The organism is Sphingopyxis sp. JAI128, assembly GCF_014207235.1.
GTDB lineage: Bacteria > Pseudomonadota > Alphaproteobacteria > Sphingomonadales > Sphingomonadaceae > Sphingopyxis.
The window spans coordinates 136,871-154,212 of the sequence record NZ_JACHDA010000004.1 but is presented as its reverse complement, the minus strand read 5'-3'; the positions used below and the strand labels follow the sequence as shown (position 1 = coordinate 154,212).

Sequence of the window (17,342 nt, the reverse complement as noted above, 5' to 3'; positions counted from 1 at the left end):
GCACCCTGTCTAGTCAGGGGGCGGCGAGTCGATCAAGGGCTCGCCATGTAAAAATACTGAAATAAAAATCTTGACTCATCGGGGGTCCCGGAATCGCGCGAAAGGCATGTTTTTCTTATATTTTTCAGATACTTATTTATGACAATCCAGCGACAGACCAACGAATCGCGGTAATTCCGTCACTTACCGCGCTGCAACACTATTGCCATCGCGATGTCACAATATCGGAAACAGAAAAGGACCCGCAGGCAAAAAGCCGGCGGGTCCTTTTTGTTCCTTTTCAGGACAGATGGATCAGGCGATTGCGTTCACGCTCTTCGTCAGGCGCGAGAATTTGCGCGCAACGGTATTTTTGTGAAGCACACCCTTGGCAACGCCGCGCGCCATTTCGGGCTGCGCCGCCTTCAGCGCAGTTGCAGCCGCGTCCCTGTCACCGGCGGCAACGGCGGCTTCGACCTTCTTCACCAGCGTGCGAATGCGCGAAACGCGATTCTTGTTCACGATGGTGCGCGCGGTGTTGCGGCGGATGCGCTTCTTTGCCTGCGGCGTATTGGCCATAAATTCCTCTAGTCTTTCAAACGGTCTACATGGTCGGAGCACAGCCTCAACGGAGCAGCCGAATCGCGCGTTTGCGGCGAATCAATGTCCGGATGCGGCCGGTTCCGGACGACCGGACCCTGCTCGAAGGGTGCGCGCATAGCGGTGACAGACGCTTTGGTCAATGGCTTTGCGGGCAATTACCCGCATTAGCGCTGGCATTTCGGGCAACAAAAGGTCGAGCGGCCCGATTGCACGATCCGTGCGATCGTTCCTCCGCATTCGCATGCCTGGCCTTCACGCCCATAGACGCGCCAGTCCTTCGCGAAATAGCCGAGGTCGCCTTCGGGGCTGAGGAAATCGCGCAGGGTCGAGCCGCCCGCCGCGATCGCCGCAGTCAGCACCGCCTTGATCGCGGGGACCAGCGCGATGAGCTTCGCCTTCGACACGTCGGCAGCGGGCTTCGTCGGCGAAATATGCGCCATGTTGAGCGCCTCGCAGCCATAGATATTGCCGAGCCCCGCGACGATGGTCTGGTCGAGCAGCATCGCCTTGATCGGCGCGCGTCGCCCGGCGAGCGCCCGCGCCAGATAAGCGGCATCGAACGCGTCGGACAAGGGTTCGGGCCCGAGCGTCACGAAGGCAGGGAAGATCGTCAGCGGATCGCCCCCGACCAGATCGACCGAGCCGAATCGCCGGGGGTCGTGGAGGAAAAGCCGGTGCCCCGCCCCCGTTTCCAGCAGCAGATGGTCGTGCTTGCCCGCCTCGCCGCCCTCGGTCCGCCAGCGCCCCGACATGCCGAGGTGGAAGATCATATGGTCGTCGCGGTCGGTCGAGATCACGCCATATTTGGCGCGGCGCGACAGGCTGGTGACCATCGCCCCGGTCAGCCGCTGCGCAAGGTCGGCGGGAAAGGGCCGACGCAGGTTGGGGCGGAAGGTGATGACGCTGGTCAGCCTCTGGCCTTCGAGGAAGGGAGCAAGGCCGCGCACGGTGGTTTCGACTTCGGGTAGCTCGGGCATATCGCGCATCGGCTACGCGCCATTTGCGCGCGCGACAAGGCCCCGCTAAAGGCCGTTCGACTTTATCTCTCCCCCGCAAAGGCGCGCAATCCATGGCCACTCCCGATACCGTCAGCTTTGGTTACGACCAGGTGCCCGCGGGCGCGAAAACCGCGATGGTCGGCGAGGTGTTCAGCCGCGTCGCGCGCAAGTACGACATCATGAACGATGCGATGTCGGGCGGGATGCACCGGCTGTGGAAGGACCGCTTCGTGCGCCGCGTGAAGCCGCGCGAAGGCGAGGCGATCCTCGACATGGCGGGCGGCACCGGCGACGTCGCCTTTCGCATGGAGCCTTCGGGCGCGAGCATCACCGTCGCCGACATCAACCCCGACATGCTGGGTGTCGGGATGGAGCGCGCGGCCGAACGCGGTATCGACAGCCTCGTCTGGTCCGAACAAAATGCCGAGAAGCTGAGCTTTCCCGACCAGTTTTTCGACGCCTATACGATCGCCTTCGGCATCCGCAACGTCACCGACATTCCGGCGGCGCTGAAGGAAGCGCACCGTGTGTTGCGCTATGGCGGACGGTTTTTCTGCCTCGAGTTTTCGACCAACGAATGGCCGGGTTTCGCGCAGGTCTATGACGCCTATTCGCACCATCTCGTCCCCAAGCTCGGCAAGCTGATCGCCGACGACGAGGACAGCTATCGCTACCTGATCGAATCGATCCGCCGCTTTCCGCCAATGCCCGCTTTTGCGCAAATGATCCGCGAGGCGGGCTTTGCCGCGGTAAAGGTCGAGCCGATTCTCGGCGGGCTGGTCGCGATCCACAGCGGGTGGAAAGCGTGAGCGGACGGCATTTCCATCCCCTCCCGCTTGCGGGAGGGGCAGCGAGACTTGCGAACTTGTTCGCTCGTCGCAGCGGGGTGGGCTTTTGCACCGTGGCCGGCCCACCCCCAACCCCTCCCGCAAGCGGGAGGGAAGCCCGTTGACCCGACCGATCACCCATATTGTCCGCCTGCTGAAGTGGGGCCGCATCCTTGCGCGCCACGGGGCGCTGCGCGGGATCGAGACGGCGCCGCAGACTCCGCCGGGGGTCAAGCGGCTCTGCCGCGTTGCGCGGCTCGGCACGATCCAGCCGAAAATCCCGGACTATGCCGCCGCCTTCCAGGCGATCGGTCCCGCCGCGGTGAAGCTGGGGCAGACGCTCGCGACGCGCCCCGACCTGGTCGGCGAGGAAGCGGCGCATAATCTGCTGACGTTGCAGGACGCGCTCGCACCCGTCGCCTTCGACCGCATCCGCCAGGAAATCGAGACGACCTTCGAAGTGCCGCTCGAAAGCCTGTATAGCGAATTCGACCCCGAACCCGTCGGATCGGCGTCGATCGCGCAGGTCCACCGCGCGGTGACGACCGACGGGCGCAAGGTCGCGGTCAAGGTGCGGCGCCCCGGCATCGACAAGCAATTCGCGCGCGATATCGAAACCTATGAATGGGCGGCGGCGCATCTCGAAGCGTTCGGCGGCGAAGCGTCGCGCCTCCGCCCGCGGCAGGTGATCGCCAATTTCCGCCGCTGGACGCTGCGCGAGCTCGACCTGCGCCGCGAGGCGGCCTCGGCATCCGAACTCGCCGACGCAATGGCGGCAGTGCCCGAATATGAAGTGCCGGCGATCGACTGGGACCGCACCGCCAGCCGGGTGATGACGCTCGACTGGATCGACGGGATCAAGATTTCGCGGCGCGACGCGCTGATCGCCGCGGGGCACGACATGGAAAAATTGTCGGCGAACCTCGTCAACGCCTTCCTGCGGCAGGCGATCGCCGAGGGATTTTTCCACGCCGACATGCACCAGGGCAATTTGTTCGTGAAGGCCGACGGGACGATCGCCGCGGTCGATTTCGGCATCATGGGGCGGATCAACCGCCAGGCGCGTTATTGGCTCGCCGAGATCCTCTATGGCCTGACCACGGGCAATTACCGCCGCGTCGCCGAAATCCATTTCGAGGCGCAATATGTGCCCGATTATCACAGCGTCGAGGAATTTGCGACGGCGCTGCGCGCGGTGGGCGAGCCGATGCGCGGCAAGCCGGTGAGCGAACTCAGCGTCGGGCAGATGCTCGACGGGCTGTTCGCGATCACGCGCGATTTCGACATGCAGACGCAGCCGCACCTGCTGCTGCTGCAAAAGACGATGGTGATGGTCGAGGGCGTCGCGACGATGCTCAATCCCAAGATCAACATGTGGGACGTATCGGGTCCCTTCGTTAGCGAATGGATCCGCGACGAGCTCGGCCCCGAGGCCGCGCTCGCCGACGGCATCCGCGAACAGGGCAAGACGCTCGCACTAATCCCCGACATCATCCGCCGGCTCGACGCCCAACTGCCGAGGAAAGGCGCGGCGCCGCCTGCACCGCCGCTGCCCGACATCCCGCTGATGTGGGACAAGGGTGAAAAGCGCATCTGGTGGCGCTACGCGCTGACCGCGGTCGCGGGCGCGGCGGCGGGGGCCGGCATCCTGGCGTGGCTCGGCTGAGCCCGGCGGCGCCGGCTACCTTGGTTACCGGACATTTACCCTGAATCGCTAAGGCTTGGCCTCGACCAGCCCCGGACCTGGAATCCGGACAGAACCGAGGTTTCATGCGTCACGACCTATTGCTTGCCGACAGGCCCCTGTCCGCCGAAACGCTGCCGCTCGAGATTGCGGTCGTCGTGCCGACGCTCAACGAAGCCGCCAATGTCGAAAAGCTGATCGCGAAGCTGTCGCTCGTCCTCGCCGGTCGCGGCTGGGAAGTCGTGTTCGTCGACGATAATTCGCCCGACGGCACGAGCGAGCTGGTGCGCCGTATCGGCCGGAGCGCGCGGCATGTCCGCATCGTCCAGCGGGTCGGCCGCCGCGGCCTGTCGTCGGCGGTGGTCGAAGGCATATTGGCGACCGCCGCGCCGATTGTCGCAGTGATGGACGGCGATCTTCAGCACAGCGAGGATGCGCTGCCGCGGCTGATCGACGCGATAGCGGACGGCGGAGCGGATATCGCCGTCGGCACGCGCTATGGCGCGGGCGGCGGGATCGGCGACTGGGACAAGGGCCGCGCGCGCATGAGCCGGCTCGCGACGCGCGCCGGGCAGATCGCGCTCGGCACCGACGTCAGCGATCCGATGAGCGGGTTCTTCGCGGTTCGCCGCGACGCCTTCGAACGCGCGCTGCCGCGACTTTCGGCAATCGGCTTCAAGATATTGCTCGACATTCTCGCGTCGAGCCCGACCCCGCTCAAGGTCGCCGAAGTCCCCTATATCTTCCGCACGCGCGAAGCGGGCGAGAGCAAGATCGGCGCGCGCGTGATCGCCGAATATGCCGAATTGATCGCCGACAAGACGATCGGCCGCTTCGTTCCTGTGCGCCTGCTCAAATTCCTGATGGTCGGCGGGCTCGGCGTGTTCGTCCACCTCGCCGTGCTGCGCGCGGTGCTCGGCACGGGCAGCGCGTTCGTCACCGCGCAGACCGCGGCGGTGATGACCGCGATCGCCTTCAATTTTTTCCTGAACAACAGCTTCACCTATGCCGACCGCAAGCTGAAGGGCTGGCGCCTCGCCAGCGGCCTCGCGAGCTTCTACGCGATCTCGGCGCTCGGCGCGGTCGCCAATATCGGCATCGGGACGTGGATGGCGGGGCAGGACGAGCGCTGGTGGGTCGCAGGCGTCGCCGGTGTCGTCGTCGGCGCGATCTGGAACTTCGCCATGTCCTCGGCGCTGACCTGGCGCAAATGACCGGCGCCGCATCCGGCTGGAACCGCTTTGCCGGCGTGCCGCGCCCCGCCGCCGCCGCGGTGCTGGCGCTGCTCGCGCTGATGATGGTCTGGGGCGTCGCGGGCGGCGTCGGGCGCGACCATATCGCGGTCGCCGGTCCTGTATCGGCGCGGCTCGACGAAGCCGTCGACGATCACGCGCTCTACGCGCGCATCGCCGAGCGCGTCGCGGCGGGTGAACCCTATTATGCGGCGGCGGCCGACGAGCACCGGCGCGGCAATTACCCGCTGCGCCCGTTCGTGACCGTTCGCCTGCCGACGCTGGCCTATATCGTCGCCGCACTCGGCGAACGCATATCGATGGCGCTCTTCCTGCTGGTCGGCGGGGCGGCCATTTTCGCCTGGTACCGTCGGCTGCGGATCGAGCCCGGCCTGCCGCTCGCGGCCGCCGCCGTCGGGGCGCTGTTCGTCGCGGCGAACCTCAGCCAGCTCGCGGCGCGCGACTGGCTCTATATCCACGAAACGGGCGCGGGCGCGCTGCTTGCGCTCGCACTCGCGCTCTATCGTCCCGAGCGACCATGGGCGACGATGGCGATCGTGGCGGCCGCGCTCGCGATCCGCGAAACGCTGCTGCCCGCCGCGATGCTCTTCGGATTATTCGCACTGATCGACCGCGACTGGCGCGCGGCGGCGGGATGGGTGGCGGTCGGCCTCGCTTTCGCGGGCGGCCTGGCGGCGCACATCGCCGCGCTCGCCGCCGTCACCTCGCCCGCCGACGCCGCCAGCCAGGGATGGAACGGGCAAGGCGGCTGGGCCGCCTATCTGTCCTTCGTGCAGGCCACATCGGCGCTGCGCTTCGTCCCGGGCTGGGCCGCGCTGCTCGTCCCGGTCGCGCTCCTCGGCTGGGCGGCATGGCGCTCGCGGCTCGGGATGGCGATGCTGTCGATACAGCTCTTCTATGCCGCATTATTCATGCTGTTTGCGCGCCCATCCAATTTCTATTGGGCGATGCTCGTCGTGCCAACCTTGTTCGTCGGGTTGGTCTTTGCCCCCGCGGCGCTGGCCGGCCTCGTCCGCTCGCTGCTGCACCCGCCGCGCCTTGAACTCGCACGCCGAAGCGCATAACTGGGAAGCGTGAAGGAGACGGCGATGTATTACCAACTGTCGGTCGCCGCTCGCCCCGTGCGGGCCCATCGCCGCTGATGGCCGCGCCGCGCATCCTGCTCATCATCGGCGGCGGCATCGCAGCCTATAAATCGATCGAGCTTGTCCGCCTGCTCCGCAAGGCGGGCTATGTCGTGCGCTGCGTGATCACGCGCGCGGGCGAACAGTTCGTAACCCCGCTGACGCTCGCCGCGCTCAGCGAGAACAAGGTCTATACCAGCCTCTTCGACCTGAAGGACGAGGTCGAGATGGGGCATATCCAATTGAGCCGCGAGGCCGATCTGGTCGTCGTCGCTCCCGCGACCGCCGATTTGCTCGCGAAGATGGCGGGGGGACAAGCCGACGACCTCGCGACGACGCTGCTGCTCGCGACCGACAAGCCCGTGCTTGCGGCGCCCGCGATGAATGTGCGCATGTGGCTGCATGCCGCGACGCGCCGCAACGTTGCGACGCTGCGCGGCGACGGGGTGACGGTGATGGAGCCCGACGAGGGCGAGATGGCGTGCGGCGAATTTGGCCCCGGACGTTTGCCCGAACCACAGGCGATCAAGGATGCGATCGATTCGGCGCTGGCCGGCGCTCCCGCCGTGGTGCCGCTGACCGGCCAGCCCGATTTCGCGCCCGCGAACCATCGCCCGCTGTTCGGCCGCCGCATCCTGATCACCGCGGGGCCGACGCACGAGCCGATCGACCCGGTGCGCTATATCGCCAACCGGTCGAGCGGGAAGCAGGGCTTTGCCATCGCCGCCGCCGCCGCCGAGGCCGGGGCCGAAGTCCTGCTGGTCGCCGGCCCCGTCCCGCTGCCGACCCCGCCGGGCGTGATCCGCGTCGATGTCGAAACCGCGCGCGAGATGGCGGCCGAGGTCGAAGCCGGCCTGCCCGTCGATGCGGCGATCATGGTCGCCGCCGTCGCCGACTGGCGCGCCGCCGATACGGCGCCGCAAAAGATCAAGAAGGACGGCAGCGGACAGGTCCCGCCGCTCGCGCTCGCCGAAAATCCCGACATCCTCGCCAGCCTCGCGAAGAGCGCGCAGCGCCCGCCGCTGCTGGTCGGCTTCGCCGCCGAGACCAATGACATCATCGCGCATGCCGAAGCGAAGCTGGCACGCAAGGGATGCGACTGGATCGTCGCCAACGACGTCGCCGCCGACCCGATGGGCGGCGAAACGAACCGGGTGCATATCGTTAGCAAAGACGGGGTCGACAGCTGGGACCGCCTGCCCAAACACGCCGTCGCCCGCAAATTGATGGAAAAGATCGCCGATGAACTCGATGCGCTTATCCCCTCTCGATCCGATTGACATCGCGATCCAGCGCCTGCCCAATGGCGGCGGCCTGCCCCTGCCCGCCTATGCGTCGGACGGCGCGGCGGGGATGGACGTCGTCGCCGCCGAGACGCTGACGATCCGGCCCGGCACGCGCCACGCGGTCGCCACCGGCTTCGCGATGGCGATCCCGGCCGGCTATGAGGTGCAGGTTCGCCCGCGCTCGGGGCTCGCCTTGAAACATGGCATCACCTGCCTCAACACGCCGGGGACGATCGACAGCGATTATCGCGGCGAGGTGAAAGTGATCCTCGCCAACCTCGGCGACGAAAATTTCGAGGTGAAGCGCGGCGACCGCATCGCCCAGCTCGTTCCCGCGCCGGTCCAGCGCGCGGCCTTTACCGAGGTCGCGGCGCTCGACGAGACCGTGCGCGGTGCGGGCGGTTTCGGATCGACCGGCGTCGCGGCCGCCAGCGGCGAAGACGCGTCCGACGACGATGTCGTCCCCGCCAATGTCGGGTCGCTGTTCAGGGTGAAGATACGGCAGCCGGGCGAATAGGCGTTGCTCAGCGACGCCGAACTGGACCGCTACGCCCGCCAGATCATCCTGCCCGCATTCGGCGGCGCGGGGCAGGCGAAGCTGAAGGCCGCCCATGTCGCGGTGATCGGCGCGGGCGGGATCGGCTGTCCGGCGATCACCTATCTCGCGGCGGCCGGCGTCGGCAAGCTGACGATCATCGACGATGACGTTGTCGAGCTATCGAACCTGCACCGCCAACCACTGTTCACCGACGCCGATCTCGGCGCGCTCAAAGCCGAGGTCGCGGCCGAAGCGGCGCGGCGGATCAACCCGCATGTCGAGATGGCTATGGTCACCGAGCGACTGAACGATGCCAACGCCGCCTCGCTGCTCGCGGGTGCGGGCCTGATCCTCGACGGCTGCGACAATTTCGCGACGCGGCTCGCGGTCAACCGGGCGGCGGTCGCGCTCGAAATTCCGCTGCTCTCGGCCGCGATCGGCGCGTTCGAGGGACAGGTCGCACTCTACGAAGGCTGGCGCGCCGGCGCCCCCTGCTATGCCTGCCTGGTCGGCGACGATCCCGACCGCCCGGGCATCAATTGCGCTGAGGCGGGCGTGATGGGCGCGCTCGCGGGCATGGTGGGGACGATGGCGGCGCTCGAGGCAGTGCGCGCGCTCAGTGGTTGGGGCCAGACACTGAGCGGCAGGCTCGCGATCGTCGATATGCTCGACCGGCGCTGGCGCGAGGTTGCGGTCGCCAAGGACCCCGAGTGCCCGATATGCCGGGGCTGAACATCATCGTCGCGGGGACCGAGGGCGCGCGCTTTTGCGCCGCGCTCGAAACCGCGATCGCGGCCGCGGCGCTGGGACAGCGCGCGCGCTTGTTCCTGCAGGGCGATGCGGCGGCGATGCTGCGCGCGCCCGCGGGCTTGGCCGGCGACGGCGCGCGGCGCGCGGCGGGGTTGCCCGGCCTTGGCGAATTGATCGACGAGGCATTGGCGAGCGAGGTCGAGATAATCGTGTGCCAATCCGGGTTGGCGCTCAGCGACCTGACTGCGGACCGGATCGTCGGCGGCGTCAAGGCGGGCGGGGTCGTCAGCTTCCTCGCGGCGATCGCCCCGGAGGACCGGCTGATCGTTTATTGAGCGGCTGCCGTCGCCCCGTCGTTAAGGATTTTCGCAGACCTTGATCGCGTCCGGCGCCGGGCGTTTGCCTTCGGGTGCGAAGCGCGCGAGATAGCCGCCGGCATGCTGTTTGTCGTCGTAGGACACGAGCTTGTAACCCACCGCCTGAAATTCGCAGACGAGCAGGCGGAACGGTGTGCCATGCTGCGCGATCGGCCGATCGCCGTCGACGACGAGTACCTGCCCGCCCTTGCGAAGTGCCGGACGCAGCCGCCACAGGAAGGCGTAGGGCTCGCCGATCTCGTGATACATGTGGACCATGAAGACGCGGTCGAAACTGGCCACAGGCAGGCGCGGATCGTCCACCGCGCCGAGTTTGAGCGAGACATTGTCGAGCCGTTCGCGTGCGACCCGGTCGGCGAGGCGTTCGATCACTTCGGGCATGATGTCCTGCGCCAGCACGCGCCCGCTGGCGCCGACGCGCTGCGCGAGGCGGACGGTATAATAGCCGTCGCCGGCACCGATGTCGGCGACGGTCATGCCCGGGCGGACATCGGCCGAATCCATAACGTCCTCGGCCTCGTTTACCCGGTCGCGCGCTTCCTCGGTCGACCATTTGGTCGAGGTGATCGGCGCCACCGGGCGATCGGCTGGAGGGAATTTGCGCGCCGTTTCGACGCGGTTGCCGTCATCGTCCCAGGGCGCGTCGCAACCGTTCAATAACGGTAGCAGCGCCAGCAGGACGAAGACGGCGCGCTTCATCAATCGATGTCCTCCACCTCGACCTTTTCGCCGGTCACCTTTTGCGACAGCGCCGCCGCCATGAACGGATCGAGCGCGCCGTCGAGCACGTCGCCGGGCGCGGTCGAGGTGACGCCGGTGCGCAAGTCCTTCACCAGCTGATAGGGCTGGAGGACATAGGAGCGGATCTGGTGGCCCCAGCCGATTTCGGTCTTCGCCTGATATTCGCCCGACGCCGCGGCCTCGCGCTTCTGCAGCTCGGCCTCGTACATCCGCGCCTTCAGCATCCCCATCGCGGTCGCGCGGTTCTTGTGCTGCGACCGGTCGTTCTGGCTCGCGACGACGATCCCGGTCGGGATGTGCGTGATGCGCACCGCCGAATCGGTCGTGTTGACGTGCTGGCCGCCCGCTCCGCTCGCGCGGTAGGTATCGATCTTGAGGTCGCCCTCGTTGATCTCGATTTCGATATTGTCATCGATCACCGGATAGACCCAGACGCTCGAGAAGCTGGTGTGGCGCCGCGCCGAACTGTCGTAGGGCGAGATGCGGACGAGGCGGTGAACGCCGCTTTCGGTCTTGGCATAGCCATAGGCATTCTCGCCCTTCACCAGCATCGTTGCCGATTTGATGCCCGCCTGTTCGCCCGCCTGATATTCGACGAGTTCGACCTTCATGCCGCGCTTTTCGGCCCAGCGCATATACATGCGCTGAAGCATTTCGGCCCAGTCCTGGCTTTCGGTGCCGCCGGCGCCGGCATGGACTTCGATATAGCAGTCATTGCCGTCGGCTTCGCCCGCGAGCAGTGCCTTGATCTTGTCCTCCTCGGCGCGCGCGGCGAGCGCCGCCAGCGATGCCACCGCCTCGTCGACCATCGCCTCGTCGCCTTCCATCTCGGCAAGCTCGATGAGTTCGGCGGTATCGGCGCATTCGGTTTCGATCGCGCGCGTCGCGGTGATCGCCTCGTCGAGCCGGCGACGTTCGCGCATGACCTCCTGCGCCGCCTTGGCGTCGTTCCACAGCGTCGGGTCCTCGACCTTCGCGTTGAGTTCGTCGAGGCGGCGCACCGCGCGGTCCCAGTCGAGAAAGCGGCGCAGCAGCGCCAAGGCGGCGCCAATCTTGTCGATATGATCCTGCGCTTCGGCGCGCATGTCCTTGCTCCTGAAATATGTCGGTCCCGCCCTTACGGCCTCAAAGGCCGAAGGGGAAGGAGGGGCGCAGCGTCAGATGATGCCGCCGCGATCCTCCAGAAAATCGCTGTCGCTGCGGCGGCCGTTGCCCTGCTGCACCGGCGCGTCCTGACGCCGCGGGGGTTTTACCGGCTTGATTTCCTCTTCGCGGATCGTCCGGCGCGGTTCGCTTTCGGGCTTGAACGCCTCCCAGATGATCGACGCTTTCGGATCGGTGCCCGGCCAGCTGCCATAGACGCGGCGCCCCGACTGGCGGTCGATACGAACCATCCGCACGCCCTTGGGCGCGGCAAAGGGAATCGGCTGGCGATCGGCCAGCGCGGCGAGCGCGAAATCCTTGAAGATCGGCGCCGCATAGCTGCCGCCCTGCGCATAGCCGCCCATGCTGCGCGGCTGGTCGAAGCCGATATACATGCCCGCGACGACGTCGGGCGTGCCGCCGACGAACCAGACATCGTTCGGGCCCGTGGTCGTCCCGGTCTTGCCGAACAGCGGCACGCCCAGGTCGCGCAGCCGCACCGCAGTGCCGCGCTGGACGACGCCTTCGAGCATATGGACGACCTGATAAGCGGTGATCGGGTCCATCAGCTGCTTGCCCGACTTGGCGAAGCGCGGCATAGGCCGGCCGTCCCAGTCCTTCATGTTGCAGCCTTCGCACGGTTTCCAGTTCTTGGGAAAGATCACCTTGCCGCGGCGGTCCTGCGCATAATCGATCACGCGCGGCTTGAGTTCGCGGCCGTGGTTGGCGAGCATGGCAAAGGCGTTGGTCATCTTTTCGACCGTCGTCGATCCGGCGCCGAGCGCGGTCGACAGATAGGGTTCGTGCTTGCCGATGCCCATCGTGCCGATCATCTCGACGACCGGCTCCATGCCGACCTGGCTCGCGGCGCGCACCGTCATCAGGTTGCGCGACTGTTCGAGGCCCCAGCGCATCGTATGTTCGCCCGACCCGCCCGCGCCGCCGAAGTTGCGGAAGCATTTGTTGCCGAGACGCGCGCCCTGATAGACGCAGAAAGGCCCATCGACGATCATCGTCGCCGGGGTCATGCCGTTGTCGAGCGCGGCGGCATAAACGAACGGCTTGATCGTCGATCCCGGCTGGCGTTCGGCCTGCGTCGCACGGTTGAAGGGCGACAGGCGGACGTCGAAACCGCCCTGCATCGCATAGATGCGGCCCGAATGCGGGCTTTCAACGACCATGCCGCCCGACACTTCGGGGATGTTGCGCAAGGCATAGCGGTCGCCGCCGGTCGCCTTGACGGCGATCAGGTCGCCCGGGCGCAGCGCCGAAAAGGCGTTGCCGCCGGTCTTGCGATAACCCAGGGTCGCGGCGCTGGCGGACAGCGTGCCGGTGTCGCCATTGGCAAAGCCGATGCGCGCAGCACCCGCCGATTTCGACAGCACCGCGGCGACGCGCCAATTGTCGTAATCGATGCCGATGAAGCTCGAGGCAAGGCGGCTCTGCCACTGGTCGTCGGCCTCGATCGTCGCGATCGGCCCCGACCAGCCCTTGCCCGCATCATAGCGCTGGAGCCCCTTGCGCAGCGCCATCGTCGCGGCGTCCTGCATCTTGCCGTCATAAGGGGTGCGCACCCAGAGGCCGCCGGCATAGACGCTGAGCGGGCCGTCCTCGGCGGTTTCGCCGAACTGGGCGATCAGCTGGCGCCGCACCTCTTCCATATAATAGCCGCCCACCTGCGCGATCGCCCGGTTACCGCTGTCGGTGAGGCCGAGCGGCATCGCGCGCGCCGCGTCGCGCTGCGCCGCAGTGATCCAGCCGTTGCTCTCCATCGAACCGAGGACGAAATTGCGCCGGGCGAGCGCTTCGGCCTCGTTGCGCGCGCGCCCATATTTCTCAGGCGCCTTGGGCAGGATGGCAAGGAACGCCATTTCGTGCAGCTGGAGCTGATCGACATCCTTGTCGAAATAGGCGCGGCTTGCCGCCTGCACCCCGAAACTGCGGCGGCCAAGCGGGATTTCGTTGAGATACAGCTCGAGAATCTGCTCCTTGGTCAGCGCATCCTCGATCCGCATCGCCAGGATTGCCTCGCGCACCTTGCGGCGATAGCTGAGCTCGTTGGTCAGCAGCAGGTTTTTCGCGACCTGCTGGGTGATCGTCGATGCGCCGACGGGGCGGCCGCTGTTCGTCAGATTGGTGAGGATCGCGGTCGCGATCCCCGGATAGTCGATACCGCCGTGGCTGAAAAAGGTCTTGTCTTCGGCCGCGAGGAAGGCGCGCACGAGCAGCTGGGGATATTCGCTATATTCCAGCTGGACGCGGCGTTCGCGGGCATAGGCATGGACGGGCTTGCCTTCGCCATCGCGGACCATCGTCGGAAGCGGCGGTTCATAATTGCGCAACTGGTCGACCGACGGCAGGTCGCGCGCGAAAACCGCCCAGATCAGCGCGAGCCCGGCAAGGCCGGCGAGCGCGAGATAGCCGAGCCAGCGGAACCAGCGCCGGGTCCACATATCGCTCAGCCATGCGAGGACGGCGTTGCTGTCGCGGCGCAGGCGCAGGCGGAAATCGGGCGGACTGTCGGCGACCATAGGATCCCGCCTCTAAAGCCTCGGTCGCCGAAAGGGAAGCATGCTTGCGGCAAGGCGGGCGGCGAGGGTCAGGCCCCTGAATTTTCCACCAGCTCTTGCCATGTCGACCGCAGCATCGCCGCCGCTTGTTCGCGAACCTCACCCGCCGAAACGCGATCCTCTTCGTACAGCATCGCGTCGGCAGCGAAGCCGAGTTCGACCGCGAGGCGGAGCCGCGACCACAGCCTGTCGCGGTCGATCCCCGCGATATCGGGCAGACAGGCATCGGTCAGCCGGTCGGTCACATGGCGATGCGATTCGAGCCGGACATGGACCAGTTGCGGCGAGGCGTGCAGCGCGCGCAGGATCCATATCGCGCCGGGTTCGGCCGCCGTAACCGCCGCATTTTCGGCGAGCAGGTCGCCGATATGATCGGCCATGCCGGCGAGCCCGCCCGGCGCATGGCGCGCCAACCATGCTTCGAGCACCGCGTTCTGGCGGTCCATCAGCCGCCGTCCCAGCGCCTCCAGCACCGCATATTTATCGGCAAAATAGCGATAGAGCGCGGGCGGGGTCAGCCCCGCGCGCGCGGCGATTCTATTGGTCGAGATGCGATCGACCCCCACCTCGGCGAGCAATTCGCCTGCAACGTCGAGCAGCCTCTCGCGTGTCTGCCGCGCGCGATCCTGCTGCGGCGGGCGGCGGACCGCGACACTCACCGGGCGCTGCCGCGCGCGCCGACCGGCCAGATATCGACGAGCGTGTCGCCCGCGACGACATGGTAACTGTCATACAGATTCACCGTCGGGTCGCAGTGCGGCACGATCAGGCTGACCGGGTCGCCGGGTTCGAGCTGCTTGCCGATCTCGGGCGCGATCAGGGCCGCATGCTCGTCGCCCATGAACGCGAAAAAGGCCGTTTCGGGCGCGCCGCGTCGCGCCACCGCGACGCCGCCGTCGGTCGACAGCGACTTGAACCCGGCATCGATGGTGACGAGGCCGCTGTGATTCGCGCTGACCACGCGCGCATCGACGCCCAGCGACACCTCGAACGGCGCCGCGCCGTCGCCGGTCAGGTCGCAGTCGAGATATTGCTTGTCCATGAAGACATAGCTGCCCGCCTGCAATTCGGTGAAGACCCCGAGGTCGAGGTCGATGCGATGCGTACCCGTGCCCGATCCGGTGACGACAGCGGGCGCGAAACCGGCCTCCGTCAGCGCCGCGATCACATCTTGCAAATAGGCGGTGCGTTCGACGATCGCTGCCCGGCGCTCGGCATAATCTTCGATATGCTGCTGCGACCCGCAGTAAAATTGCACGCCGCGATACGCAAGGTTCGGCGCCTCGGCGATCGTTCGCGCCAGCGCCACCGCCGCCTCGGCCGACGCGACCCCGGTGCGCGCGATTCCGGGGTCGATATCGATGATCACGTCGAGCATCGCCCCTGCCGCCGACAGCGCCGCGTCGATCCGGCCGGCGACGCCGGGGTGATCGACCACCGCCATCAATCCGCCGGCCGTTCGGGCGAGCTTCGCCAGCCGGTCGATCGCCGCGGGCGCGGCGACGGGCGAAGTGATGAGGATGCCGCTCACGCCCCCTTTGGCCAGCACCTCGGCCTCGCCGATCTTGACGCAGCAGACGCCGACCGCCCCCGCCGCGCGCTGGCGCCGCGCGATATCGACGCTCTTGTGCGTCTTGGCATGCGGGCGCAGCGCGACGCCATGGCTGGCGGCGAGCGAGGCCATCGCCGCGATATTGCGGTCGAGCGCCTCGATATCGAGCACCAGCACCGGTGTATTGAGGTCGGCGCGCGAGCCCTGCCGCCCGATCAGATGCTCGTGCAATTCACGGTCGCTGGTCATGCAAACAGGCTTTCGAGATGCGGGTTGAGGAACTTGCCGTGCGGGTCGGCGGCGCGGCGCACGGCAGCATAGCGTGCCGCCATCGGATAAAGCGCCGCGACATCGCCGCGGCCGAGCGTGTGGCGTTTCGCCCAGTGGGGCCGCCCGCCCGCGCCGCGAAAAATGGTTTCGGCTTCGGCGAACAGATTTTGCCAGGGCATTTTGGCATATTGGTGCATCGAAATCGCGGCGACGGGCCCCGCGTTCATCGGGCTCATCCAGATATCGTCGGCGGCGACGACGCGATATTCGAAGGGAAAGGTGACGGGCAGGCGTTTCTTGCGGATCCAGCCGACGACCTCGTCCAGCGTCTCGATCCCTACGGCGCGCGGCATCTCATATTCCATTTCCTCGAAGCGGATTGTCCGGTCGGACGGGAAGATGCTGTGCGCGGGACCGCGGCGGCGGCTCGCAAGGCCGCTTCTCATCATCAGCCGCTGGAGGAAGGGGGTAAGGAACGGCAGGCGGGCGGCGATGTCGAGGATGCGGCGAAAGCTCGCTTCTTCCATATCGGTCGTTTTCCGCGGCGGGTCGCAGGGATCGCAGGGGTCGAGCGTCTTCAGGATCACCTGGTCGCTATGCGGAAAGAACCAGAATTCGACGTGGCGATGCTCACGCGTCAGCTCCTCATAGCTTTCGCGAATCTCGGCCCAGCGGCGCTTTTCGATCCGCTCGGCAAGGTGGAAGGCGGGGACGACCGCGACCTCGATCTCGGTCGCGACCCCGAACAGACCCAGCGACAGGCGCTGCGCCTGATACAGGTCGGCGTTGGTGTCGGCGTCGCACCAACGCGCCTCGCCATCGGCGCCGACCAGCCGGAAGCCGCGCGCGAAGGTCGCCAGCGAACCCAGCTCGGCTCCGGTGCCGTGCGTGCCCGTCGCCATCGCGCCGGCAAGCGACTGCGGGTTGACGTCGCCCTGATTCGCGAGCGCCAGCCCCTCCTCCCACAAGGCGGCGGTGAGCCGCTTGATCGACCAGCCGGCGGGGATGCGGGCCGTTTGCCGGTCGGCGGCGACGCGCATCGTCCCCGCCAGATCGTCGAGGCTGGCGATCAGCTCGCCCGATTCGCACAGCGGCATGAAGCTGTGTCCGGCGCCGGCGACGCGAAGCCGGTGGGCGCTCCGCACGAGCATCGCGAGTTCGTCCTCGCTTTGCGGACGCGCGATTTGCGCGGCAGCGGTGACGCTCCCCGACCAGTTGCTCCACGCCACGCCTCTTCTCCCGAAACCAGCCCGGCAAAGCTGTTCGCGAAAGAAAAGTTAGTCAAGACTACTTTATTGGAAGGGCGGCGGGTTTCGACCGGTTGCGGACATAAAGTCCTCGACGTGGCGCAGCCATGGCGAGGGGGACCGCCGCGAAGCGGTGGTGGAGGGGCTGCGACGGGGTGACGAGGGCGGAGCTGACTGTGACGGCTCCCCACCCCAAATCCGGCGCCTGCAAAAAGGGCTTTCCTACATTGTCCGGCTATGCCAGCCTTCATACCGGCTCTTTCAACTGGTCGATAAAAAGCGGTTTCTGGCTCGTTTGCGCAGGCTATCGGGGCTGGACGCGCCCGTACCCCTGCGGCGTCAAATCGGGCGGCGCACAGGGCTGACTTTTACTGACCTTTGGACAGCGTCACGCGTTCCG

The 17,342-nt window shown here is 66.9% G+C and carries 15 protein-coding genes and 1 pseudogene; 8 read left to right on the top strand and 8 right to left on the bottom strand.

The features are described from left to right. Window positions 1–294: 294 nt before the first annotated feature. Window positions 295–558 carry a 30S ribosomal protein S20 gene (gene rpsT, locus HDC35_RS11460; RefSeq protein WP_184646825.1) on the bottom strand — a complete coding sequence of 88 codons (264 nt, stop codon included), beginning with the start codon at window positions 556–558 and terminating at the stop codon, window positions 295–297. A 188-nt stretch (window positions 559–746) separates the two neighbouring features. After that, window positions 747–1,559 (bottom strand): bifunctional DNA-formamidopyrimidine glycosylase/DNA-(apurinic or apyrimidinic site) lyase, encoded by an 813-nt coding sequence (mutM, locus tag HDC35_RS11455; protein WP_184647375.1) that lies wholly within the window; start codon window positions 1,557–1,559, stop codon window positions 747–749. Window positions 1,560–1,651: 92 nt separating this feature from the next. On the opposite strand from mutM, the gene HDC35_RS11450 reads away from it, so the two are divergent. The 8 genes and pseudogenes from HDC35_RS11450 (at window position 1,652) to HDC35_RS11415 (ending at window position 9,377) form a co-directional block, all read left to right on the top strand. Then, the gene (locus HDC35_RS11450; RefSeq protein WP_184646823.1) at window positions 1,652–2,389 is read left to right on the top strand and encodes a class I SAM-dependent methyltransferase; all 738 of its coding nucleotides are present in this window, start codon (window positions 1,652–1,654) and stop codon (window positions 2,387–2,389) included. Window positions 2,390–2,528: 139 nt separating this feature from the next. Beyond that, complete coding sequence (gene ubiB, locus HDC35_RS11445) at window positions 2,529–4,073, top strand: 2-polyprenylphenol 6-hydroxylase (RefSeq protein ID WP_184646821.1); 1,545 nt, start codon at window positions 2,529–2,531, stop codon at window positions 4,071–4,073. Between the two features lie 104 nt (window positions 4,074–4,177). After that, window positions 4,178–5,305, top strand: coding sequence for a glycosyltransferase family 2 protein (locus tag HDC35_RS11440; RefSeq protein ID WP_184646819.1), 1,128 nt, complete (start codon window positions 4,178–4,180; stop codon window positions 5,303–5,305). Beyond that, window positions 5,302–6,408 carry a hypothetical protein gene (locus tag HDC35_RS11435; protein WP_184646817.1) on the top strand — a complete coding sequence of 369 codons (1,107 nt, stop codon included), beginning with the start codon at window positions 5,302–5,304 and terminating at the stop codon, window positions 6,406–6,408. The genes HDC35_RS11440 and HDC35_RS11435 overlap by 4 nt, the downstream gene beginning before the upstream one ends. Before the next feature lie 77 nt (window positions 6,409–6,485). Next, window positions 6,486–7,748, top strand: a complete 1,263-nt coding sequence (gene coaBC / locus HDC35_RS11430) for a bifunctional phosphopantothenoylcysteine decarboxylase/phosphopantothenate--cysteine ligase CoaBC (protein WP_184646815.1) — start codon at window positions 6,486–6,488, stop codon at window positions 7,746–7,748. Next, a pseudogene (gene dut, locus HDC35_RS11425) lies at window positions 7,720–8,172 on the top strand (dUTP diphosphatase); the annotation flags it as partial. The gene coaBC and the pseudogene dut, both read left to right, overlap by 29 nt. A gap of 102 nt (window positions 8,173–8,274) precedes the next feature. Then, a complete protein-coding gene (locus tag HDC35_RS11420; RefSeq protein ID WP_184646814.1) occupies window positions 8,275–9,024 on the top strand; it encodes a molybdopterin-synthase adenylyltransferase MoeB in 750 nt (249 codons plus the stop codon). Next, window positions 9,012–9,377 carry a DsrE family protein gene (locus HDC35_RS11415; RefSeq protein WP_184647371.1) on the top strand — a complete coding sequence of 122 codons (366 nt, stop codon included), beginning with the start codon at window positions 9,012–9,014 and terminating at the stop codon, window positions 9,375–9,377. The genes HDC35_RS11420 and HDC35_RS11415 overlap by 13 nt, the downstream gene beginning before the upstream one ends. Before the next feature lie 21 nt (window positions 9,378–9,398). Here HDC35_RS11415 and HDC35_RS11410 read toward each other — a convergent pair whose 3' ends face one another. From HDC35_RS11410 to HDC35_RS11385, 6 genes are all read right to left on the bottom strand, one after another. Then, window positions 9,399–10,118 (bottom strand): class I SAM-dependent methyltransferase, encoded by a 720-nt coding sequence (locus HDC35_RS11410; protein ID WP_184646812.1) that lies wholly within the window; start codon window positions 10,116–10,118, stop codon window positions 9,399–9,401. Then, window positions 10,118–11,245, bottom strand: coding sequence for a peptide chain release factor 2 (gene prfB / locus HDC35_RS11405; protein ID WP_058804947.1), 1,128 nt, complete (start codon window positions 11,243–11,245; stop codon window positions 10,118–10,120). Before prfB ends, HDC35_RS11410 begins: the two co-directional genes overlap by 1 nt. A gap of 72 nt (window positions 11,246–11,317) precedes the next feature. After that, entirely contained in the window at window positions 11,318–13,834 is a 2,517-nt protein-coding gene (locus tag HDC35_RS11400; RefSeq protein WP_184646809.1) for a penicillin-binding protein 1A, read from the bottom strand. A gap of 68 nt (window positions 13,835–13,902) precedes the next feature. Continuing rightward, a complete protein-coding gene (locus HDC35_RS11395; RefSeq protein WP_184646807.1) occupies window positions 13,903–14,532 on the bottom strand; it encodes a TetR/AcrR family transcriptional regulator in 630 nt (209 codons plus the stop codon). Then, window positions 14,529–15,674 carry a DSD1 family PLP-dependent enzyme gene (locus tag HDC35_RS11390; RefSeq protein ID WP_184646805.1) on the bottom strand — a complete coding sequence of 382 codons (1,146 nt, stop codon included), beginning with the start codon at window positions 15,672–15,674 and terminating at the stop codon, window positions 14,529–14,531. The genes HDC35_RS11395 and HDC35_RS11390 overlap by 4 nt, the downstream gene beginning before the upstream one ends. Next, on the bottom strand, window positions 15,671–16,924 hold the full coding sequence (locus tag HDC35_RS11385) for a D-arabinono-1,4-lactone oxidase (RefSeq protein ID WP_184646803.1): 1,254 nt from the start codon (window positions 16,922–16,924) through the stop codon (window positions 15,671–15,673). The genes HDC35_RS11390 and HDC35_RS11385 overlap by 4 nt, the downstream gene beginning before the upstream one ends. Between the last annotated feature and the right edge of the window lie 418 nt (window positions 16,925–17,342).

Excerpts from the sequence above, each read along its gene's own strand:
- HDC35_RS11400 (WP_184646809.1), bottom strand. The coding sequence starts at position 13,834 with ATGGTCGCCGACAGTCCGCCCGATTTCCGCCTGCGCCTGCGCCGCGAC.
- HDC35_RS11440 (WP_184646819.1), top strand. The coding sequence starts at position 4,178 with ATGCGTCACGACCTATTGCTTGCCGACAGGCCCCTGTCCGCCGAAACG.
- HDC35_RS11390 (WP_184646805.1), bottom strand. The coding sequence starts at position 15,674 with ATGACCAGCGACCGTGAATTGCACGAGCATCTGATCGGGCGGCAGGGC.
- prfB (WP_058804947.1), bottom strand. The coding sequence starts at position 11,245 with ATGCGCGCCGAAGCGCAGGATCATATCGACAAGATTGGCGCCGCCTTG.
- HDC35_RS11435 (WP_184646817.1), top strand. The coding sequence starts at position 5,302 with ATGACCGGCGCCGCATCCGGCTGGAACCGCTTTGCCGGCGTGCCGCGC.
- HDC35_RS11410 (WP_184646812.1), bottom strand. The coding sequence starts at position 10,118 with ATGAAGCGCGCCGTCTTCGTCCTGCTGGCGCTGCTACCGTTATTGAAC.
- HDC35_RS11415 (WP_184647371.1), top strand. The coding sequence starts at position 9,012 with ATGCCGGGGCTGAACATCATCGTCGCGGGGACCGAGGGCGCGCGCTTT.
- HDC35_RS11450 (WP_184646823.1), top strand. The coding sequence starts at position 1,652 with ATGGCCACTCCCGATACCGTCAGCTTTGGTTACGACCAGGTGCCCGCG.
- rpsT (WP_184646825.1), bottom strand. The coding sequence starts at position 558 with ATGGCCAATACGCCGCAGGCAAAGAAGCGCATCCGCCGCAACACCGCG.
- coaBC (WP_184646815.1), top strand. The coding sequence starts at position 6,486 with ATGGCCGCGCCGCGCATCCTGCTCATCATCGGCGGCGGCATCGCAGCC.
- mutM (WP_184647375.1), bottom strand. The coding sequence starts at position 1,559 with ATGCCCGAGCTACCCGAAGTCGAAACCACCGTGCGCGGCCTTGCTCCC.